This is a genomic window from Streptomyces sp. NBC_01217, assembly GCF_035994185.1.
Lineage (GTDB): Bacteria > Actinomycetota > Actinomycetes > Streptomycetales > Streptomycetaceae > Streptomyces.
In genome coordinates this window covers 8,316,555-8,332,159 of sequence record NZ_CP108538.1, presented here as the reverse complement: position 1 = coordinate 8,332,159, position 15,605 = coordinate 8,316,555, and the positions used below count along the sequence as shown (strand labels likewise).

Here is a 15,605-nt window from a genome sequence, read left to right as displayed (position 1 = left end):
ATCGCGGTGACGCCGGGCGTCTCACCGCTCAGTCGCCGAAGGACCCGTGCCGGCCCGCGCCTCCTCCGAAACGGTCGGCGCCGGCCTGAGTCTCGCCCGCCGACAGCGGCACCAGGCCGTGCCGGTACTCCGCGGCCAGCGCGTCCGGCTCGCTCAGGCCGTGCTGATCGCGCGCCGAGAGCCGGTCGTGGCGCAGGCACAGTTGGGGGAACGCGGCGATCTCCCGGGCGAGTTGCTCCGCCGCGCGGCGGGCCTCGCCCGGCGGGACGATGCGGTTGGCGAGACCCATGGTGTACGCCTCCGAGGCCAGGACGGGGCGTCCGGTGAGGATCATGTCCATGGCCCGGCTCTCCCCGATCAGGCGCGGCAGCCGTACGGTTCCGCCGTCCACCAGCGGCACGCCCCAGCGGCGGCAGAACACCCCGAACACCGCGTCGTCCTCGGCCACCCGCAGATCACACCAGAGGGCCAGCTCAAGGCCCCCGGCCACCGCATGCCCGGCGATCGCCGCGATGACAGGCTTGCTCAGGCGCATACGGGTCGGACCCATCGGCCCGTCGCCCTCGGCCAGGACCTTGTTGCCGCGTTCCGTGCCGATGCCCTTCAGGTCGGCACCTGCGCAGAACGTACCGCCCTCGCCCCACAGCACGGCGACGGCCGCATCCGGATCGGCCTCGAACTCACGGAAGGCATCGGCCAGTTGCTCCGCCGTCGGGCCGTCCACGGCGTTACGGACCTCGGGCCGGCTGAGGACCACCGTGAACACGGGGCCGTCGCGCTCGATCCGTACCGCGGGGTTCTCACTCATCGTTCGCCCTCCCACAGGGGGTCGCGCAGGGCCCGGCGGAGGATCTTGCCGACCGGGGAGTACGGGATCGTGTCCACGAAGTGCACGGTCTTCGGGACCTTGTACCCGGCCAGCCGGGCACGCACGTGGTCGCGCAGAGCGGCTTCGGATGCCTGCGCCCCCGTTCGCAGGGTGACGAAGGCGGTGACGGCCTCGACCCACGTGGGGTCGGGGGCGCCGACGACGGCGCACTGGGCAACGGCGGGGTGGCTCGCGAGCGCGTCCTCGACCTCACGCGGGTAGACGTTGTAGCCACCCGTGATGATCATGTCGCTGCTGCGGTCGACGAGGTGGAGGTAGCCGCGGTCGTCGAAGCGTGCGAGGTCGCGGGTGCGGACCCAGCCGTCGGGGCCGAGGCTCCGCGCGGTCAGCTCGGGCTCGTTGTAGTAACCGGCCATGGTGAACGGGGCCTTGACGCGCACCTCGCCGATCTCGCCGGGCGCGACCGGGGCGCCGCCCTCGTCGGTGAGGACGAGCCGCGCGTCGACCGCAGGATGCCCGGCGGCGCCCAGCAGCGCGCCGCCCTCGGCGTGGTCGTCCTTGTCCAGCACGGTGAGGCACAGCGGCGCCTCGGTCTGGCCGAAGTACTGGACGAACCTGGGACCCCAGGCGTCCAGTGCCCGCTCGATGAGCGGGCGCGGCATCGGGCTCGCCCCGTAGACGACGGTGGAGAGCCGGCCCAGGTCCGCGCGCTCGGCCCGTCCGTCGGCGAAGAGCATGCCGAGCATGGTGGGGACGAGGTTGAGGGCGGTCACCCCGTACCGGGAAACGGCGTCGAGATACTCGTCCGGGTCGAAGCCGCCGAGGACGACCGCCGCACCACCCCGCACCCAGTACGGCAGGACGAAGGTGCCGCTGGCGTGGATGAGTGAGGCGGCATGCAGCATCACGTCGTCCCGGCCCGGCGAGACGAGATTGGACAGGATGTTCGCGGTGATCGCGGCGTAGCTCGCCTGGGTGTGCTGGGCCGCCTTGAGTGTGCCGGTGGTGCCGGAGGTGTAGAGGATCAGGATGACGTCGTCCGGCGCGGCGGGCAGCATCGGGTCGGCGGCGCTCGCCGTGCGCATCGCGGCCATCAGGTCGAGGTGGTCGGCATGCGGGGACTCGCCGAGACAGGCGAGCCTCAACCCGTCCATGGACTCGCCCAGTTCGACCGCCCGCCCGGCAAGCTCGGGTCCGTACACCAGCAGGGTGACGCCGGTGTCCCGGAGCATACGGGTGTGCTCGGCGGCGGAGAGCCTGCCATTGAGGGGGACGCGGACGACGCCCGCCTTGAGGCAGGCGAAGTCGACCGAGACGGACCACAGCCCGTTGCCCAGGAGCAGCCCGACACGGTCTCCCCGTGAGACACCGAGTCCGGCCAGGACATGGGCGAGGCGGTTGGCGGCCTCGTCCACCTCCGCGTAGGTGAGGGAACGGTCTTCGACATGCACGGCGATGCGTCCTGCGAAACGCGCGGCACCGCGGCGAACCAGGTCTACAGCAAGCATGTGCCGGACCCTAGACCCGCACATTACAGTCCGTCCAGACTGTTTGTTGGTTCACTTTCCCTGTCGTAGGCTCGCGCCATGTGCCCCGCCGCGACGCCCACCCGACGCACCCAGCAGCAGCGCAGGGAGGAGACCCGGCAGCGGCTGCTCGACGCCACGATCGACTGCCTGGTGGAGCACGGTTTCGCGGGTACGACCACGCAGCGCGTGCAGGAACGGGCCGGGGTGTCCCGGGGCGCGCTGCTGCACCACTTCGCGTCCAAGGCCGATCTGCTGGCGGCGGCGACCCACCATGTCGCCGAGCTGCGCCTGGCGCACATCCGCGCCGAGACGGACCGGGACGCCCCGGACCCGGAGCGCGGGCTCGCGCTGCTGCGGACCGCGATGTCGGGGCCGTACTTCCTCGCGGGCCTGGAGCTGTGGCTGGCGGCCCGCACCGATCCCGGCCTCAAGGCCGCCCTGCTGCCCGCGGAGCGTGAGGTGGGCGCGGCTCAGCGCGCCGTGATCTCCGGCATCCTCGGGCCGGACGTCGCCGCGCGCGAGGATTTCGCCATGCTCTGCGAATCGCTGCTGGTCCTGCACCGGGGGCTGGCACTGACCAGTGTGCTGCGCGAGGATCCGGCGTTCGAGGACGAGATGCTGCGGCTGTGGGCGGAGCGCTTCCTGATCTGATGCACGCGGCGCATTCACATGATCCTCTGGACTCATCTGATTCTCACGCAACCGTTCTACGGTGGGCCGCGTGACCCAGACGACCCCGCCCGGCTGGCATCCAGACCCCGGGCATACAGGAACCGGCCCCGCTCACGAACGCTGGTGGGACGGCAACCGGTGGACCGATCATCTCCGCGTGCCGCCCGCCGCGATCCGGCGCCGCCGGATGCGCATCGGCATCACCGCGGGCGTGGTCGTTCTCGCCGCCATCGGAAGCGGCCTCCTTCTGCTGTCGGACAACTCCGGCGACACGAAGAAGGACGCGGCCACGGCTCCGTCCACCGCGCCTTCCGACGGACCCGGCCGCATGCCGGGCGCGCCCCGAGGCGGGGGCGGCGGCGAGAGCCGGGCACCCGAGCAACAGATGCCGCAGAGCGAGGACGGCTTCGCCACGGATCTGGCCAGCGGTATCAGTCTCCCGGTGCCCGACGGCTGGACGGGCGAGTCGGCGATCGCGGGCGCGGGAGTGACCACGGGTGAGTACGCCTGTCCCGGCGACACGTCCCAGAAGTGCGTGCGTGGCGGGGTGTTCTCCATGCCGGCGAAGGCGCTGAAGCTGAACACCACGACGGCGAAGGCCACGGCGACGAAGGACATCTCCGCCAACGCCTCGGAGTCGTACGGCGAGAAGATCTACGGCGGCATCACCTCGCATCAGGAGCTGAAGTCGGAGCCGGTCACCGTCGCCGGCGAGAAGGGCTATCTGGTGCGCTGGAAAGTGGTGACGAAGAGCGGCGACGACGGATACGTCCAGTCGCTGGCGTTCCCGTCCCCCCGTTCCAAGGACACGCTGATCGTCGTGCGTTCCGGCTTCGACATCAGTGCCAAGGCGCCTGAGCTCTCCGTCATGGACGACATCACCCGGGGCATCAAGGCCGCTTCGGGTACGGGTTCGGGCCCCGGCACCACCGCGTAGCCGCGCGGCGGACGAACACGGCGGCGGGGCGGGCGTCGCGGACCGGTATGAGTACGAAGGGACGACCGGACTGAGTACGTCGTCCGATTCACCGGCGGGCCGTGGCTGGTCGAATGACCACCATGGCTCCTGACGCACCGCCCCGCCCCCGCATGCAGCACGTCACCACCGCCGGTACGGCCCTGGCCGTGACGCTGGCCCCGCTGGTGATCGGCGTGCTGCTGGCCAAGAGCATGGCGGCGGACCCGATGACGCCGGTGAACGCGATGGTCACCAGGTGCGGGCAGCCCGTCTCCCTCTCGCCCGGGCAGTTGCGCCGGTGCGGCGGTAACGCGCTGCGCAGGTGGAAGGGCCCGCTGAACGCCTGCCGTCGCAGGGGCGCTCTGGTGCGGTATGTCAGGTCCGCCGGCAGTGCAGGAACAACTGGGGCTCGGCCACCGCTGCTTCGTAAGCAGGGGTGAACACGTCGTCCTGTTGCCACAGGACCGTGAATCCGGCCCCGGCGACCAGCTCGGTGAAGGCGTCGGCGCCGAAGCTGGTCGCCCGCACCTTCTGTCCCATGAAGTCGACGCCTACGTCCTCGACATCCAGCGGCACCGTGGCGACGACCAGGTGACCTCCGGGAACCAGCAGGCGTCCCAGCTTGCGCAGGAGCCGTGACTGGTCGTCGCGGGACATCTGCAGCAACGAGAAGTACACACAGGCCGCGTCGAAACTCCCTTCTTCCAGCGGGAGTTCACGAATGTCGGCGCACTGGAAGGACGCACCGGGCACCTGCCGGGCCGCCAGGTCGACCATGACGGGCGAGACATCGACGCCCAGTACGTCGTGACCGGCGTCGGCCAGGATCCGCGCGGTCGGCCGTCCCGTTCCAGAGCCCACGTCCAGGATCCGGCTGTACGGCGCAATGTGCTCCAGCAGCCGGCGCAGCGAGGCGTGATGGGTGGGTGATTCGGCGAACGCCCGCTCGTACGCGGCGCCCAGAGCGTCGAACACCCTCGCGGCCGGGAGGCCTCGGTCCTGATCCATCGGTGTGGGTCCCTCCGTTGCCGCGGCGGCTCCCGGGGATCGTTTCATCATCCGCGGCGGCCTTCAACGCCCGTCAGCGGACGGTCGCGCCGGACCGGGTCGGCGGCGAGAGCGACAGCGCTCTCGGGCGGAAAACACGGTGACCTGTCCGCACCGGGTTCACTACACTCGCCACCATTGGCGCACCGCAACAACATTGCGACGCGCACCGTGACGAGTGAGGGGAGACCGGCCGTGCGCTACCGCACCGCTGTTGTTGTCCCCCAGTCACGGTTCGAGGTGATCCTGGTGTCTTCGTGCGCCCGGTGCCTGCCGCGCGGCCGGCACCGGATGTCCGTGACGAACAACTGACCCTTGACCTGACGGTATTGAGCCGAGCGGGTGGCCGCACACCGATGCGGTCCGTCATAACAGGGGTTGTTGCGGGGCCTGTTATCAGGCCGGTTCGTCCGGGAATCGCGCCGCTCCGATCCGGATCACCCCGAAAGGCCATGGGCCGTGCGCACCGACCTGCACCGTCATCCCACCAGTCCGCTGACCGGCGTTCGTAATCTGGGCATCCTCGCCCACGTCGATGCCGGCAAGACCACCGTCACCGAGCGGATCCTCTACATCACCGGCACCACCCACAAGCGGGGCGAGGTCCATGACGGGACGACCGTCACCGACTTCGACTCCCAGGAACGCGACCGTGGGATCACCATCTTTGCCGCTGCGGTGAGTTGCGCCTGGGACGGGCACCGGATCAATCTGATCGACACTCCGGGTCACGTCGACTTCGCCGACGAGGTGGAGCGCTCGCTTCGGGTGCTCGACGGCGCGATCGCGGTGTTCGACGCCGTAGCCGGGGTCGAGCCGCAGAGCGAGTCGGTGTGGCGGCAGGCCGACCGGCACGGGGTGCCGCGGATCGCCTTCGTCAACAAGCTGGACCGTGCCGGTGCCGACCTCGACGCGGCGGTTGCGTCGATACGGGAGCGGCTGCACACGGTCCCGCTGGTGGTACAGCTGCCGATCGGTAAGGAGGACGGGTTCACCGGGGTGGTGGATCTGCTGCGCATGCGGTCACTGGTCTGGTCCGACAGTCACGGCACGTTCGAGGAGGGGCAGGTGCCGGACGCCCTGCGCGAGGAGGCGCACCGGCGCCGTCGACTGCTTGAGGAAACGGTGGCGGAGCTCCACCCCGGCGCGTTGGAGGAGTTCTGTGCGGAGTCGACGCTCTCCGAGCGGACTCTGGCCGCCGCGCTGCGCGACCTGACCCGTACGGGTGAGGGCGTCGTGGTGCTGTGCGGATCGGCCTATCGCAACCGTGGGATCGAGCCGCTGCTGGAGGCCGTTGTGGCCTATCTGCCCTCGCCGTCGGATGTCCCTCCGGTACGCGGCACCCTGGACGGCGCGGTGCAGGAGCGGGCCGCCGATCCGGCGGCGCCGTTCGCCGCGCTGGTGTTCAAGGTGAACTCGACCGCCACAGGGCGGCTGACGTTCGTGCGGGTGTACTCGGGAACGATCCGGAAGGGGGACGCGGTGCTGGACGTGGGTGCGCGACGCAACGAACGGGTCGGCCGGATCCTGCGGGTCCAGGCCGGACAGCACTCGGACGTGGACGAGGCGGTGGCCGGGGACATCGTCGCGGTGATCGGGCTGAAGGCCGCCCGCGCCGGGGCGACCCTGTGCGCTCCTGCGGCGCCACTGGTTCTCGAACCGCCCTCCGTGGCCGATCCGGTCGTCTCCGTGGCCGTGGAGGCCCGCCGGAGCACCGACACGGAACGGCTGGTGTCGGCGCTGGCACGGCTGGTCGAGGAGGATCCCTCGCTGACGGTCCGGACCGACCCCGAGACCGGTCAGACGGTGCTGTCGGGAATGGGCGAACTGCATCTGGAGGTCGCGGTGGAGAAGATCCGTCGTGCCCACGGGCTGGAGGTCGGCGTGGGCCGGCCGCAGGTGGCCTACCGGGAGACGGTCGTCCGCGGGGTGTCCGGGCTGGTGTACCGGCACGTCAAGCAGGACGGAGGTGCCGGTCAGTTCGCTCATGTCGTGCTGGACGTGGAGCCGTTGGAAGCCGCCGACGGCAACGGCCGGGGCGGTGGCGGGCACTTCGTGTTCCGGTCCGCCGTCTTCGGCGGCCGGGTGCCGCAGGAGTACGTCCGGGCGGTGGAGGCCGGCTGCCGGGACGCCCTGGCCGAGGGTCCTCTCGGCGGACACCCGGTGACCGGACTGCGGGTCACGCTGACCGACGGGGCGACCCACTCCAAGGACTCCTCGGAGATGGCGTTCCGGACGGCCGGCCGGCTCGCGCTGCGGGAAGCGCTGCGCAACAGCGCGATGGTGCTGCTGGAACCGGTGGTGGAGGTCACCGTCACCGTGCCCGATGACGCCGTGGGCGCAGTGCTGGGCGACCTGGCGGCACGGCGCGGCCGGGTCTCGGGCTCGACCGCGCGGGCCGGCACAGCGGTGGTCACAGCGACCGTGCCGCTGGTGGAGCTGTTCGGCTATGCGACCCGGCTGCGCAGCCGGACGCAGGGCCGGGGGACGTTCACCACCCGGGCCACCGGCTACGCCCCGGCACCGGGCGCGGTGCCCCACGGGGCGCCGCCGCGGTAGGAACGTGGATGGCCCCGCCCGTACGCGGGCGGGGCCATCCACAACGCGGGGTCGGCCGGCGCGGGGTCGGCCGGCGTGGAGCCGGCCGACGCGCGGTCAGTTGTAGCCGAAGCCGCTGGGAAGCGGTGCCGGCCGGAACAGCCGGGTCGGTACGGAGTCCGCCAGCGCCTGGTAGCCCGACGGGTTGAGGTGGAGATGGTCACCGACGTCCATCGAGGCCCGCAGCTGCCGGGGGTTGAGCGGATCGCGTGCCACCTTGTCGAAGTCGAGCACGCTGTCGAAACGGCCGCTCGTGCGGATCCAGGCGTTGACCGTCTGCCGGGCCTCCTCCCGGTAGCCGTCCGGATCGTCGTAGGGGCTGTTGGCTCCGAACGGGGTCAGCGTCGCTCCGTACACCCGGATGCCGAGCGTGTGGGCCCGGGTGATGATCTGTTCGTACGCCGCGATGACATCGGCCGCGACCTGCTTCTGGGCCGCCGGTGTGGCATCGGCCGTGCCGATGTCGTTGACCCCTTCGAAGACGAGCAGCCGGTCGACTCCGCTCTGTGCCAGGACGTCACGGTCCAGCCGGGCCAGTCCGTTGGGGCCCAGGCCGTCGTTCAGCAGCCGGTTCCCGCCCGCCGCCTGGTTGACGAGAGCGGTCTGCGCCGTGCCCGGCCGGTCCTCCAGCCGCTTCAACAGCCGGTCGGGCCAACGGTCGTTCATGTTGGTGGTGGATCCCCGGCCGTCGGTCAGCGAGTCACCGAGCACGACGGCCGCCGAGGTGGCGCTCCGGGACCAGACCTCGACGCCGCTGAGGAAGTACCAGTGGTCGGTGGTCGCAGCCCCGGGCAGGTCCGCGTCCGCGACGTGGTCTCCGGTCTTCAGGTAGGAGGTGGTCCGGGAGCCGGGGTGGGAGGTGATCGAGGTGGTCGCCTGACCGGTCGCCAGATAGACCGTCGCGGTGAGGTTGGAACCCGGTTCGAGTGTGAAGTCCAGCGGGTCGGAGACCGCCTGCGCACCGACCGGGACCGACACCGACGAGCGTCCCTGGAAGGTCACTTCGTGCGTGCTCCCGGCCCGAATCGCACCGGTGCCGGCCTTGCCGTCGAGCGGCAGCGCCACGGACACCTTGGTGATCGGCAGCGCCGCCGCGCCGAACGCGTTGGAGAAGCGGAGCCGGATGTGGTCGCCACCGGCCGAGACATGCACGGTCTGGCGGAGCGTGGTGTCCGTCATCACGGAGTCGGCCCGGGTGAACGGCGCCGGGGGCATGTTGGACGGCTCCGTCAGCTGCGGCATCGACGTCCAGGTGCTCACCCAGTGGGCGTTCGCCTCCCTCGGCCCCGGGGCATCGCCCGGGCCAGGGGCGCCCCCGGCTCCGAGCGCCTGGGGTACGGCGGCCACGGTGACGGCGAGCGCCCCCGCAGCGATCAGGCTGATGATCGACGACCTTCGGTTCACGTGGAGTCCCCTTTGGATGGGTGGGGAAGGCAGCAGGGCAGGGCGAACCGAAGAACACGTCCATGCATATGAATGACGTCTTCACTCGTGCCCGGGATTCACGCGGCAGGCTAGTCCCCCCGATAAATTTCGGTCAATGCTTCGAAAGATTTCGTCGAGGTTTCGCGAGACGGTCACCGTCGGCGCGGTGGCCTCCAACCGGGCCCCGGGAACGGCCAAGAGGCCGTACCGACTTTCGTCGGCACGGCCTCTTGGCAGGGCCAGTCGGTCCGCCGGGATCAGACCAGCGGCACCGGGTAGGTCGGGTACTCCACCCCGGACACGTGCTGGACGACGCGGATGACCTGGCAGGAGTAGCCGAACTCGTTGTCGTACCACAGGTAGAGGATCGCGTTGTCGCCGTCGACCTTGGTGGCACCCGCGTCGACGATCGAGGCGTGGCGCGAGCCGATGAAGTCGCTGGAGACAGCGTCGGGAGCCGTGGTGAAGTCGATCTGACGCTTGAGCGGCGAGGTCAGCGACACGTTGCGCAGGTAGTCGAGAACCTCCTCGCGGGTGGTCTCGCGACCGAGCCGCAGGCTGAGGATCGCGATCGAGACGTCCGGCACCGGGACGCGGATCGAGCTGCCGGTGATCGGCGCCTTCAGGTCGGGCAGGGCCTTGGCGACGGCGGAGGCGGCACCGGTCTCGGTGATCACCATGTTGAGCGGCGCGGAGCGGCCCCGGCGATCGGAGCTGTGGTAATTGTCCAGCAGGTTCTGGTCGTTGGTGAACGAGTGGACGGTCTCCACATGGCCGCGCAGGACGCCGTACTCGTCCGCCATCGCCTTCAGCGGCGGCACGATCGCGTTGGTGGTGCAGGACGCGCAGGACAGCACCCGCTCGTCCGGCTTGATCATGTCGTGGTTGACGCCGTGCACGATGTTGGGGACGTCGCCCTTGCCCGGCGCGGTCAGGACGACCTTGTCGATGCCGGGGCGCAGGTGCTTCGACAGGCCCTCGCGGTCGCGCCACTTGCCGGTGTTGTCGATGAGGATCGCGTCGTTGATGCCGTACGCCGTGTAGTCGACCTCCGACGGGTCGTCGGCGTAGATCACCTTGATCTCGTTGCCGTTGGCGATGATCGTGCTGTTCGCCTCGTCGACGGTGATCGTGCCCTGGAACTGGCCGTGGATGGAGTCGCGGCGCAGCAGCGAGGCGCGCTTGACGAGATCCTCGGCGGCCCGGCCGCCGCCCCCGCGGACGACGAGGGCGCGCAGCCGCAGGCCGTTGCCGGAGCCCGCCTTCTCGATGAGCAGCCGGGCGACGAGGCGGCCGATGCGGCCGAACCCGTAGAGGACGACATCGCGGGGCTCGCGGCGCTCCGTCTTGTTGGCACCCGTGGCACCGGAGACGGCCCCGGCCGTGAACTCCGCCACCGACAGACCGCGGTCGTCGCTCTTGTACGTCGCGGCGAGCATGCCGATGTCGATCTGGGAAGGGCCGAGATCGAGTGTGGCCAGAGCCTGCAGGAACGGCAGCGTCTCGGTGACCGAGAGCTCCTCGCCGTCGATCTGCCGGGCGAATCGGTGGATCTTGAGGATGCTGACCACCGACTTGTTCACCAAGGAGCGGCTGTGCAGCAGGACCGTCACGTCCCGCTCGCGGTGCAGCTTCCCGATGACGGGGATCATCGACTCCGCGATCTCCTCGCGGTTCTTCCAGTTGGTGAACGAGTCGTCATTGACAGTCACAGGTTTATCTTTCGAGCTAGGCGGCGCTCATATGCTAACCCCATGGCATTTTGATCATTCAAGCGGTGCCGTTCAAGCATCATGAGAGCCCAAGCAGCATGAGAAGGGCCTGCGACCAGCCCGCGTTCAGTGCAGGTCGGATCGCACGGGGGCGCCGTCGAGGAAGCCGCCCGACTGGTGCCGCCACAGCTTCGCGTAGGCACCGTCCGAGGTGAGCAGCTCCTGATGCGTGCCCTGCTCGATAATCCGTCCGCGATCGAGGACGACGAGCCGGTCCATGCTCGCGACCGTGCTCAGCCGGTGCGCCACCACGAGCGCCGTCCGCCCGTCCATGAGCCGCCACAGCGCCTCCTGGACGAGGATCTCGCTCTCGGAGTCCAGGGCGCTGGTCGCCTCGTCGAGCAGCAGGATCGGCGCGTCGCGCAGGATCGCCCTGGCGAGGGCGACCCGCTGGCGCTGTCCGCCGGACAGCTTGACGCCACGCTCGCCCACCATGGTGTCGAAACCCTCCGGAAGCGCATCGGCGAACTCCGTGACGTGCGCCGCCTCGGCCGCGCGACGGATCTCGGCGCGGGTGGCGTCCGGCCGGGCGAACGCGATGTTGTCCAGCAGCGTGCGGTGGAACATCGCGGGTTCCTGCGGCACGTAGGCGACCAGGCTGCGCAGGTCGGCCTGACACAGCTTGCTGATGTCCTGGCCCCCGATCAGAATCCGGCCGGCGTCGATGTCCGTCATTCGCAGCAGCAGCCGGGTGAGCGTGGTCTTGCCCCCGCCGGACCGGCCGACGAGACCGATCCTCGCCCCGCTGGGCACGGCCAGGTCGAGGCGCTCGAAGAGCGGCTCCGCTCCGGCATGGCCGAAGGTCACCTGATCGAAACACACGTCGGCGGCCCGGGACCGCAGCGGCTCCGGCGACGCCGGGTCGAGCACGGTCGGCGGAATCAGCAGCAGTTCGGTGAACTGCGCGGCCTCCGTCATCGAGCTCTCCAGACGGCGGTAGATCTGGTTGAACTCGAACATGATCCGCGTCGCGTTGGCGTAGTAGGTGAAGGCGACGACGACCGCCTCCACGCCGTGCTCTCCCCCGCCGAGGCCGACGGCGAGCAGCAGGCCCAGCACATTGGTCAGCACGGACATCGGCGCGACGAGCGTATCGATGCGCAGGTTGCCGTAGTCCCACGAGCGCAGCGTGAGCCGCCGCGACTGTGCGACGCGGGACCGGTGCTCGGCGGCCTCGCGTTCCTCGGCGGCGAAAGCCCGGACCGTGTCCATGTTCATCAGGCTGTCGGCGACGTGGCCCGAGACCCGGGCGATCGCCTCCTCGCGTTGGGCGACGAGTGTCTGGCGGCGACGGATCAGGGGCGTCACGCACAGCGCCGTCAGTGCGATCATCACCAGGAGCCCGACCACGAGCAGCGGTTCGTACTGCCACAGCACCACCGATGCGAACACCAGCGGAACGAAGCTGCCCACGACCGAGAACGTCAGCGTGTCAACGAACTCCTCGAAGCGGGAGGCGAAGCTCAGGACCCGCTTGGTCAGGGATCCGGCGAAGTTCTCGTGGAAGAACGCGGCATCCTTGGCGAACAGCTCGTCCATGCCGACCACGTACAGGTTCTCGATGCCCCGGGCGTCGAGCCGGTTCAGGCAGTGCAGTCCGATGCGCCACAGCGTCTCCGCGAGCAGCAGAACGCCGGCAAGGGCGAGAACATAGGGCAGCATCGAGCCGATGCCGATATCGGCGTCCCCGGCGATCCGGCCGACGAGCTTCGCGACGATCAGCGGCGCGATGTAGAGGATGCCGATGTTGCCCAGCGCCGGGAGCAGCATCGCCGGCGCCGTCAGCCAACGGAGCCGGGCCAACTCCCGTCCGTAGTAACGAAGTGCGAGCACCACCGGGCCCTTGCCCGGCAGACCTTGGCGCGACTCGGGCGCTTCCATCCCACCCCCGTGCTGTCATGTGGCAACTCGCCACGTACGCCTCCGAGGAGATACCGACGCGGGGTATACCCGTAGGCCAGGAGTGGAAGTCTCCCGCGACGGCACCCGCGCAGTCCAAGCGTTTTTCCCGGCTGTCGGCGGGGCCGGCCGTCAACCGGTCCCCGAAAATGGTCAGGGGCCGTTTCAGATCGCTCTGGAATGGCCCCTGAACTGCGACTTCGCAAAGTGGGGACGACAGGACTCATCCGAGGGATCTGTGTGAGAGACCGTGAGACGACGAAGCCCCGCCCGGCACGCTGCCGAGCGCGCCGATACGCACGCACGCCCTCCCGGGGCGGTCGATGACGACCCGGATGGTTTCTCTCCGCGCATGCCGAACGGCGTTGGACACCAACTCGGCGATGACCAGGGCTCCGTCGTCGGCAAGGTCGCCGCCGTCGCGTCCGGACCACACCCCGCCGCCACCCAATCCACCACCCCCACTGACCTGGACCGGTCAGGGGCCGGGGAGTTCGGCTGAGGCGTCCCGGCTGGCCAGGGCCGCTTGGCGGGCCTGGAAGAGCACCCGGAGCGCCTCCTGTGCACCGCCATGGTCCAGTTCGGGCTCCTGGGTGAGGAGCAGACGGGCCCCGGCTTCGACCTCGCCCCAGGCACGTCGGCTGCGCCGGTTGGCCGCGCACCTCACGTCGCTGCGGAGGAAGCCGGCGCCGGCCGCGAGCCCGGCGGAGACCAGCGCCAACAGGGCCGCAGGGATGCGGGCGTCCGCCGATGCGAGCCCGGCGGCCCCGGAGACGCCGGCGAGGACGGCCGCAGGAAAACCGAGCCCGATGTCGACGACGGTCCAGAAGCCCACACGCCGGTCGGAATTGCGCACTTCGCGCCGCGCCTCCTCCAACAGGCGTTCCGTCTCGGCCCGCAGGCGTGTCGGCCCGTCCGGTGAGACCCCGTTCCGCTGCTGCGCTCCGGTATCGGCCATTACTCAAGCATCTCACCAACACGCGGACGATCCGAGCGTCAGCCGTCACTCATCGTGTGCGCTTCACGGAAGTTGAACCAGAACCGGAAAGCCGACAGGACCTGTACAGGAGGTTGGCCAGAAGAGAGTTGAAGTGAGCCGGGACCTGTCCTCGATGAACACCATGCTGGTCTACACCGCATACACCAGGAGTTCAACCGCGGTCACGTCTGACTGCGTACTCCTGGAGAAGGTGCCGTCGCACGACTGAGAACCTGGTGACCGCCCCGGCGGGCAGGCGCTCCACCCCGCATCGGCGCCGTCGTCTCGGCCGTTCAGTGCTCGCAAAGGGAGAATTCGCGTTCGTAGAGCTGATCGTTGTGTTCGTCGACGAAGAACTTGCGTTCCTGCATGAGTTGTTCGCGGTAGTTCTTGGCCTGTTCAAGCGTCATGGTCGAGGTGTCGGACCACGGTTGCTGCGGTGGCACATCGGATGTCGAGACGATCTCTTCCGACGGGTCGACCAGGAAGAACGCAAGAATTTTGCGGTGTCCCGGGCGGGCGGGGTCCAAGAGGCGGAATGAGCCGACGCGGTGTTGCAGGATGTTCGGGAATGCCAGGCAGCGGCCCGCCGGCGTCGATGCCGATCCCAGCATCTGGTTCAGTGCGTCTTCGTCCTCCAGGCCGTAGACCTCACGCAGACCGTTGTCATCGTTCTGTTCGTAGTGCGGGTAGTCGAGTGCCGCCCGGAAACTCAGCCGGCTTTCGGTGATGTTCTCGCTGTCCCAGTAGTAGATGCCGGTCGAGACGATCCGCTCGTTCAGCATTCCCTCGACATGCCAGGAACCGCCCGGGTACTCGGGCTTGTCCGGGGTGAGGTGAATGGTGGCGAGCTTGACGATGACCTGGAGACGGCGGCCGCGCAGGTCGACTCGGGCGGATGCATCGGGCAACTCGGGCGGGGTGAAGTCCGGGGCGTCCGGGATGACCGGGCGGCGGTTCTCCCACCAGTCGTCCTGGGCCGCTTCCCATAGGCGAAGGGCCTCCGCATGAGCCTCATCATCGCTGTAGTCAGACTTGTCCGGAAACTCCGGTTCGGAGTCGTACCACCCGAAAGGATCGGCCTCGATCCGCAGGGGCCGCGGATGGCGCAGATCGGTGAGCACGTTCTCGAGCAACGGCCGCATGCGCGCGAACAAGTCCGGCAGGACGGAGGCCAGTTCGCGATGAGTCTCGGGGTGGAGGTTGTTGACGTACGAACGGAAGGCGACATCGCCGTCGTCACTGACGTCGACGTCCGTGGGCAGCCACTGGAACTTCTCCGAGAACTCGTACTTCGAGTAGCGGTCCGTCGGGTTCTGCCAAGCCCGCTCGGGCGCGCCGCTCACCTCTCTCACCATGCAGAACAGTGAGGGATGAACCAGATCCAGTACCTGCCCGTCGGATCCGGGATGCCAGTCCTGTTCTGCCTCGGGGACCTGTTCCAGAACCCGAACCGCCGCGCGCAGCCGGGATCTGAGCTTGTCGTCGACCAGCGTGTCCGACTGCCACACCCCGTCGACGGCGGACACCTCGACGCCGGTTCGTCCGTCCCGCAGCGCGGCGTAATGCAGGAGTTCGGCAAGCACGTAACGAACCTGTGCTTCGGTGAGGCCCTGGGCAACCGCTTCTTGCATCCACCTGGCGACGATGTCGGCATCGTTCATCTTGTCGAACCACCCCGACTTCGCCCGAATGTGTGAGCTGCACTGCATCATCTGAAGTTCGCGCAGGGTTCGGGGTGTCGCGAGCGATATGGAACGGGAAGCGCGAAAGGGCAGCGGGAAAGCAGACAGGCCGGTCAATTCTCGTGGTCCCTACAGTCGGTGTGCGGTGGCGGGAACGATAGCTCAGCAGACTGACACCGCGGCCGGGCCCCTGTCCGCGGGTGCGGCGCTTC

General features: G+C 69.3%; 13 protein-coding genes. 5 read left to right on the top strand and 8 right to left on the bottom strand.

Annotated elements, in window-relative coordinates:
• Window positions 1–28: 28 nt before the first annotated feature.
• Complete coding sequence (locus OG507_RS37160; RefSeq protein WP_327371495.1) at window positions 29–808, bottom strand: crotonase/enoyl-CoA hydratase family protein; 780 nt, start codon at window positions 806–808, stop codon at window positions 29–31.
• Window positions 805–2,337 (bottom strand): class I adenylate-forming enzyme family protein, encoded by a 1,533-nt coding sequence (locus OG507_RS37155; protein WP_327371494.1) that lies wholly within the window; start codon window positions 2,335–2,337, stop codon window positions 805–807. The genes OG507_RS37160 and OG507_RS37155 overlap by 4 nt, the downstream gene beginning before the upstream one ends.
• A 78-nt stretch (window positions 2,338–2,415) precedes the next feature.
• Here OG507_RS37155 and OG507_RS37150 point away from each other — a divergent pair, with 78 nt between their 5' ends.
• The 3 genes from OG507_RS37150 (at window position 2,416) to OG507_RS37140 (ending at window position 4,428) form a co-directional block, all read left to right on the top strand.
• Window positions 2,416–3,009, top strand: coding sequence for a TetR/AcrR family transcriptional regulator (locus tag OG507_RS37150; protein ID WP_327371493.1), 594 nt, complete (start codon window positions 2,416–2,418; stop codon window positions 3,007–3,009).
• A gap of 70 nt (window positions 3,010–3,079) precedes the next feature.
• Entirely contained in the window at window positions 3,080–3,967 is an 888-nt protein-coding gene (locus OG507_RS37145; RefSeq protein ID WP_327371492.1) for a DUF2510 domain-containing protein, read from the top strand.
• Window positions 3,968–4,089: 122 nt separating this feature from the next.
• Entirely contained in the window at window positions 4,090–4,428 is a 339-nt protein-coding gene (locus OG507_RS37140; protein WP_327371491.1) for a hypothetical protein, read from the top strand.
• Here OG507_RS37140 and OG507_RS37135 read toward each other — a convergent pair.
• Window positions 4,364–4,996 (bottom strand): class I SAM-dependent methyltransferase, encoded by a 633-nt coding sequence (locus tag OG507_RS37135; RefSeq protein ID WP_327371490.1) that lies wholly within the window; start codon window positions 4,994–4,996, stop codon window positions 4,364–4,366. The two genes, OG507_RS37140 and OG507_RS37135, sit on opposite strands and share 65 nt — an antisense overlap.
• A gap of 498 nt (window positions 4,997–5,494) precedes the next feature.
• On the opposite strand from OG507_RS37135, the gene fusA reads away from it, so the two are divergent.
• A complete protein-coding gene (fusA, locus tag OG507_RS37130) occupies window positions 5,495–7,594 on the top strand; it encodes an elongation factor G (RefSeq protein WP_327371489.1) in 2,100 nt (699 codons plus the stop codon).
• A 96-nt stretch (window positions 7,595–7,690) separates the two neighbouring features.
• On the opposite strand, the gene OG507_RS37125 is transcribed toward fusA, so the two are convergent.
• The 3 genes from OG507_RS37125 to OG507_RS37115 all read right to left on the bottom strand — a co-directional run bounded on the left by OG507_RS37125 (window position 7,691) and on the right by OG507_RS37115 (window position 12,711).
• On the bottom strand, window positions 7,691–9,037 hold the full coding sequence (locus tag OG507_RS37125) for an SGNH/GDSL hydrolase family protein (RefSeq protein ID WP_327371488.1): 1,347 nt from the start codon (window positions 9,035–9,037) through the stop codon (window positions 7,691–7,693).
• Between the two features lie 278 nt (window positions 9,038–9,315).
• Window positions 9,316–10,770, bottom strand: a complete 1,455-nt coding sequence (locus tag OG507_RS37120; RefSeq protein ID WP_327371487.1) for a glyceraldehyde-3-phosphate dehydrogenase — start codon at window positions 10,768–10,770, stop codon at window positions 9,316–9,318.
• A gap of 126 nt (window positions 10,771–10,896) precedes the next feature.
• The gene (locus tag OG507_RS37115; protein ID WP_327371486.1) at window positions 10,897–12,711 is read right to left on the bottom strand and encodes an ABC transporter ATP-binding protein; all 1,815 of its coding nucleotides are present in this window, start codon (window positions 12,709–12,711) and stop codon (window positions 10,897–10,899) included.
• 370 nt (window positions 12,712–13,081) lie between these two features.
• Here OG507_RS37115 and OG507_RS37110 point away from each other — a divergent pair, with 370 nt between their 5' ends.
• Window positions 13,082–13,231: a hypothetical protein gene (locus tag OG507_RS37110; protein WP_327371485.1), complete on the top strand. Its 150-nt coding sequence runs from the start codon at window positions 13,082–13,084 to the stop codon at window positions 13,229–13,231.
• On the opposite strand, the gene OG507_RS37105 is transcribed toward OG507_RS37110, so the two are convergent.
• Together OG507_RS37105 and OG507_RS37100 are read right to left on the bottom strand one after the other, a co-directional pair.
• Window positions 13,208–13,687, bottom strand: coding sequence for a hypothetical protein (locus OG507_RS37105; RefSeq protein ID WP_327371484.1), 480 nt, complete (start codon window positions 13,685–13,687; stop codon window positions 13,208–13,210). The two genes, OG507_RS37110 and OG507_RS37105, sit on opposite strands and share 24 nt — an antisense overlap.
• A 314-nt stretch (window positions 13,688–14,001) precedes the next feature.
• Window positions 14,002–15,510 carry a DUF4246 domain-containing protein gene (locus OG507_RS37100; protein WP_327371483.1) on the bottom strand — a complete coding sequence of 503 codons (1,509 nt, stop codon included), beginning with the start codon at window positions 15,508–15,510 and terminating at the stop codon, window positions 14,002–14,004.
• Window positions 15,511–15,605 lie beyond the last annotated feature (95 nt).

Bases quoted from the DNA above. Each gene is read 5' to 3' on its own strand.
- OG507_RS37115 (WP_327371486.1), bottom strand. From the start codon at position 12,711: ATGGAAGCGCCCGAGTCGCGCCAAGGTCTGCCGGGCAAGGGCCCGGTG.
- OG507_RS37140 (WP_327371491.1), top strand. From the start codon at position 4,090: ATGGCTCCTGACGCACCGCCCCGCCCCCGCATGCAGCACGTCACCACC.
- OG507_RS37160 (WP_327371495.1), bottom strand. From the start codon at position 808: ATGAGTGAGAACCCCGCGGTACGGATCGAGCGCGACGGCCCCGTGTTC.
- OG507_RS37155 (WP_327371494.1), bottom strand. From the start codon at position 2,337: ATGCTTGCTGTAGACCTGGTTCGCCGCGGTGCCGCGCGTTTCGCAGGA.
- OG507_RS37135 (WP_327371490.1), bottom strand. From the start codon at position 4,996: ATGGATCAGGACCGAGGCCTCCCGGCCGCGAGGGTGTTCGACGCTCTG.
- OG507_RS37105 (WP_327371484.1), bottom strand. From the start codon at position 13,687: ATGGCCGATACCGGAGCGCAGCAGCGGAACGGGGTCTCACCGGACGGG.
- OG507_RS37150 (WP_327371493.1), top strand. From the start codon at position 2,416: ATGTGCCCCGCCGCGACGCCCACCCGACGCACCCAGCAGCAGCGCAGG.
- OG507_RS37110 (WP_327371485.1), top strand. From the start codon at position 13,082: ATGCCGAACGGCGTTGGACACCAACTCGGCGATGACCAGGGCTCCGTC.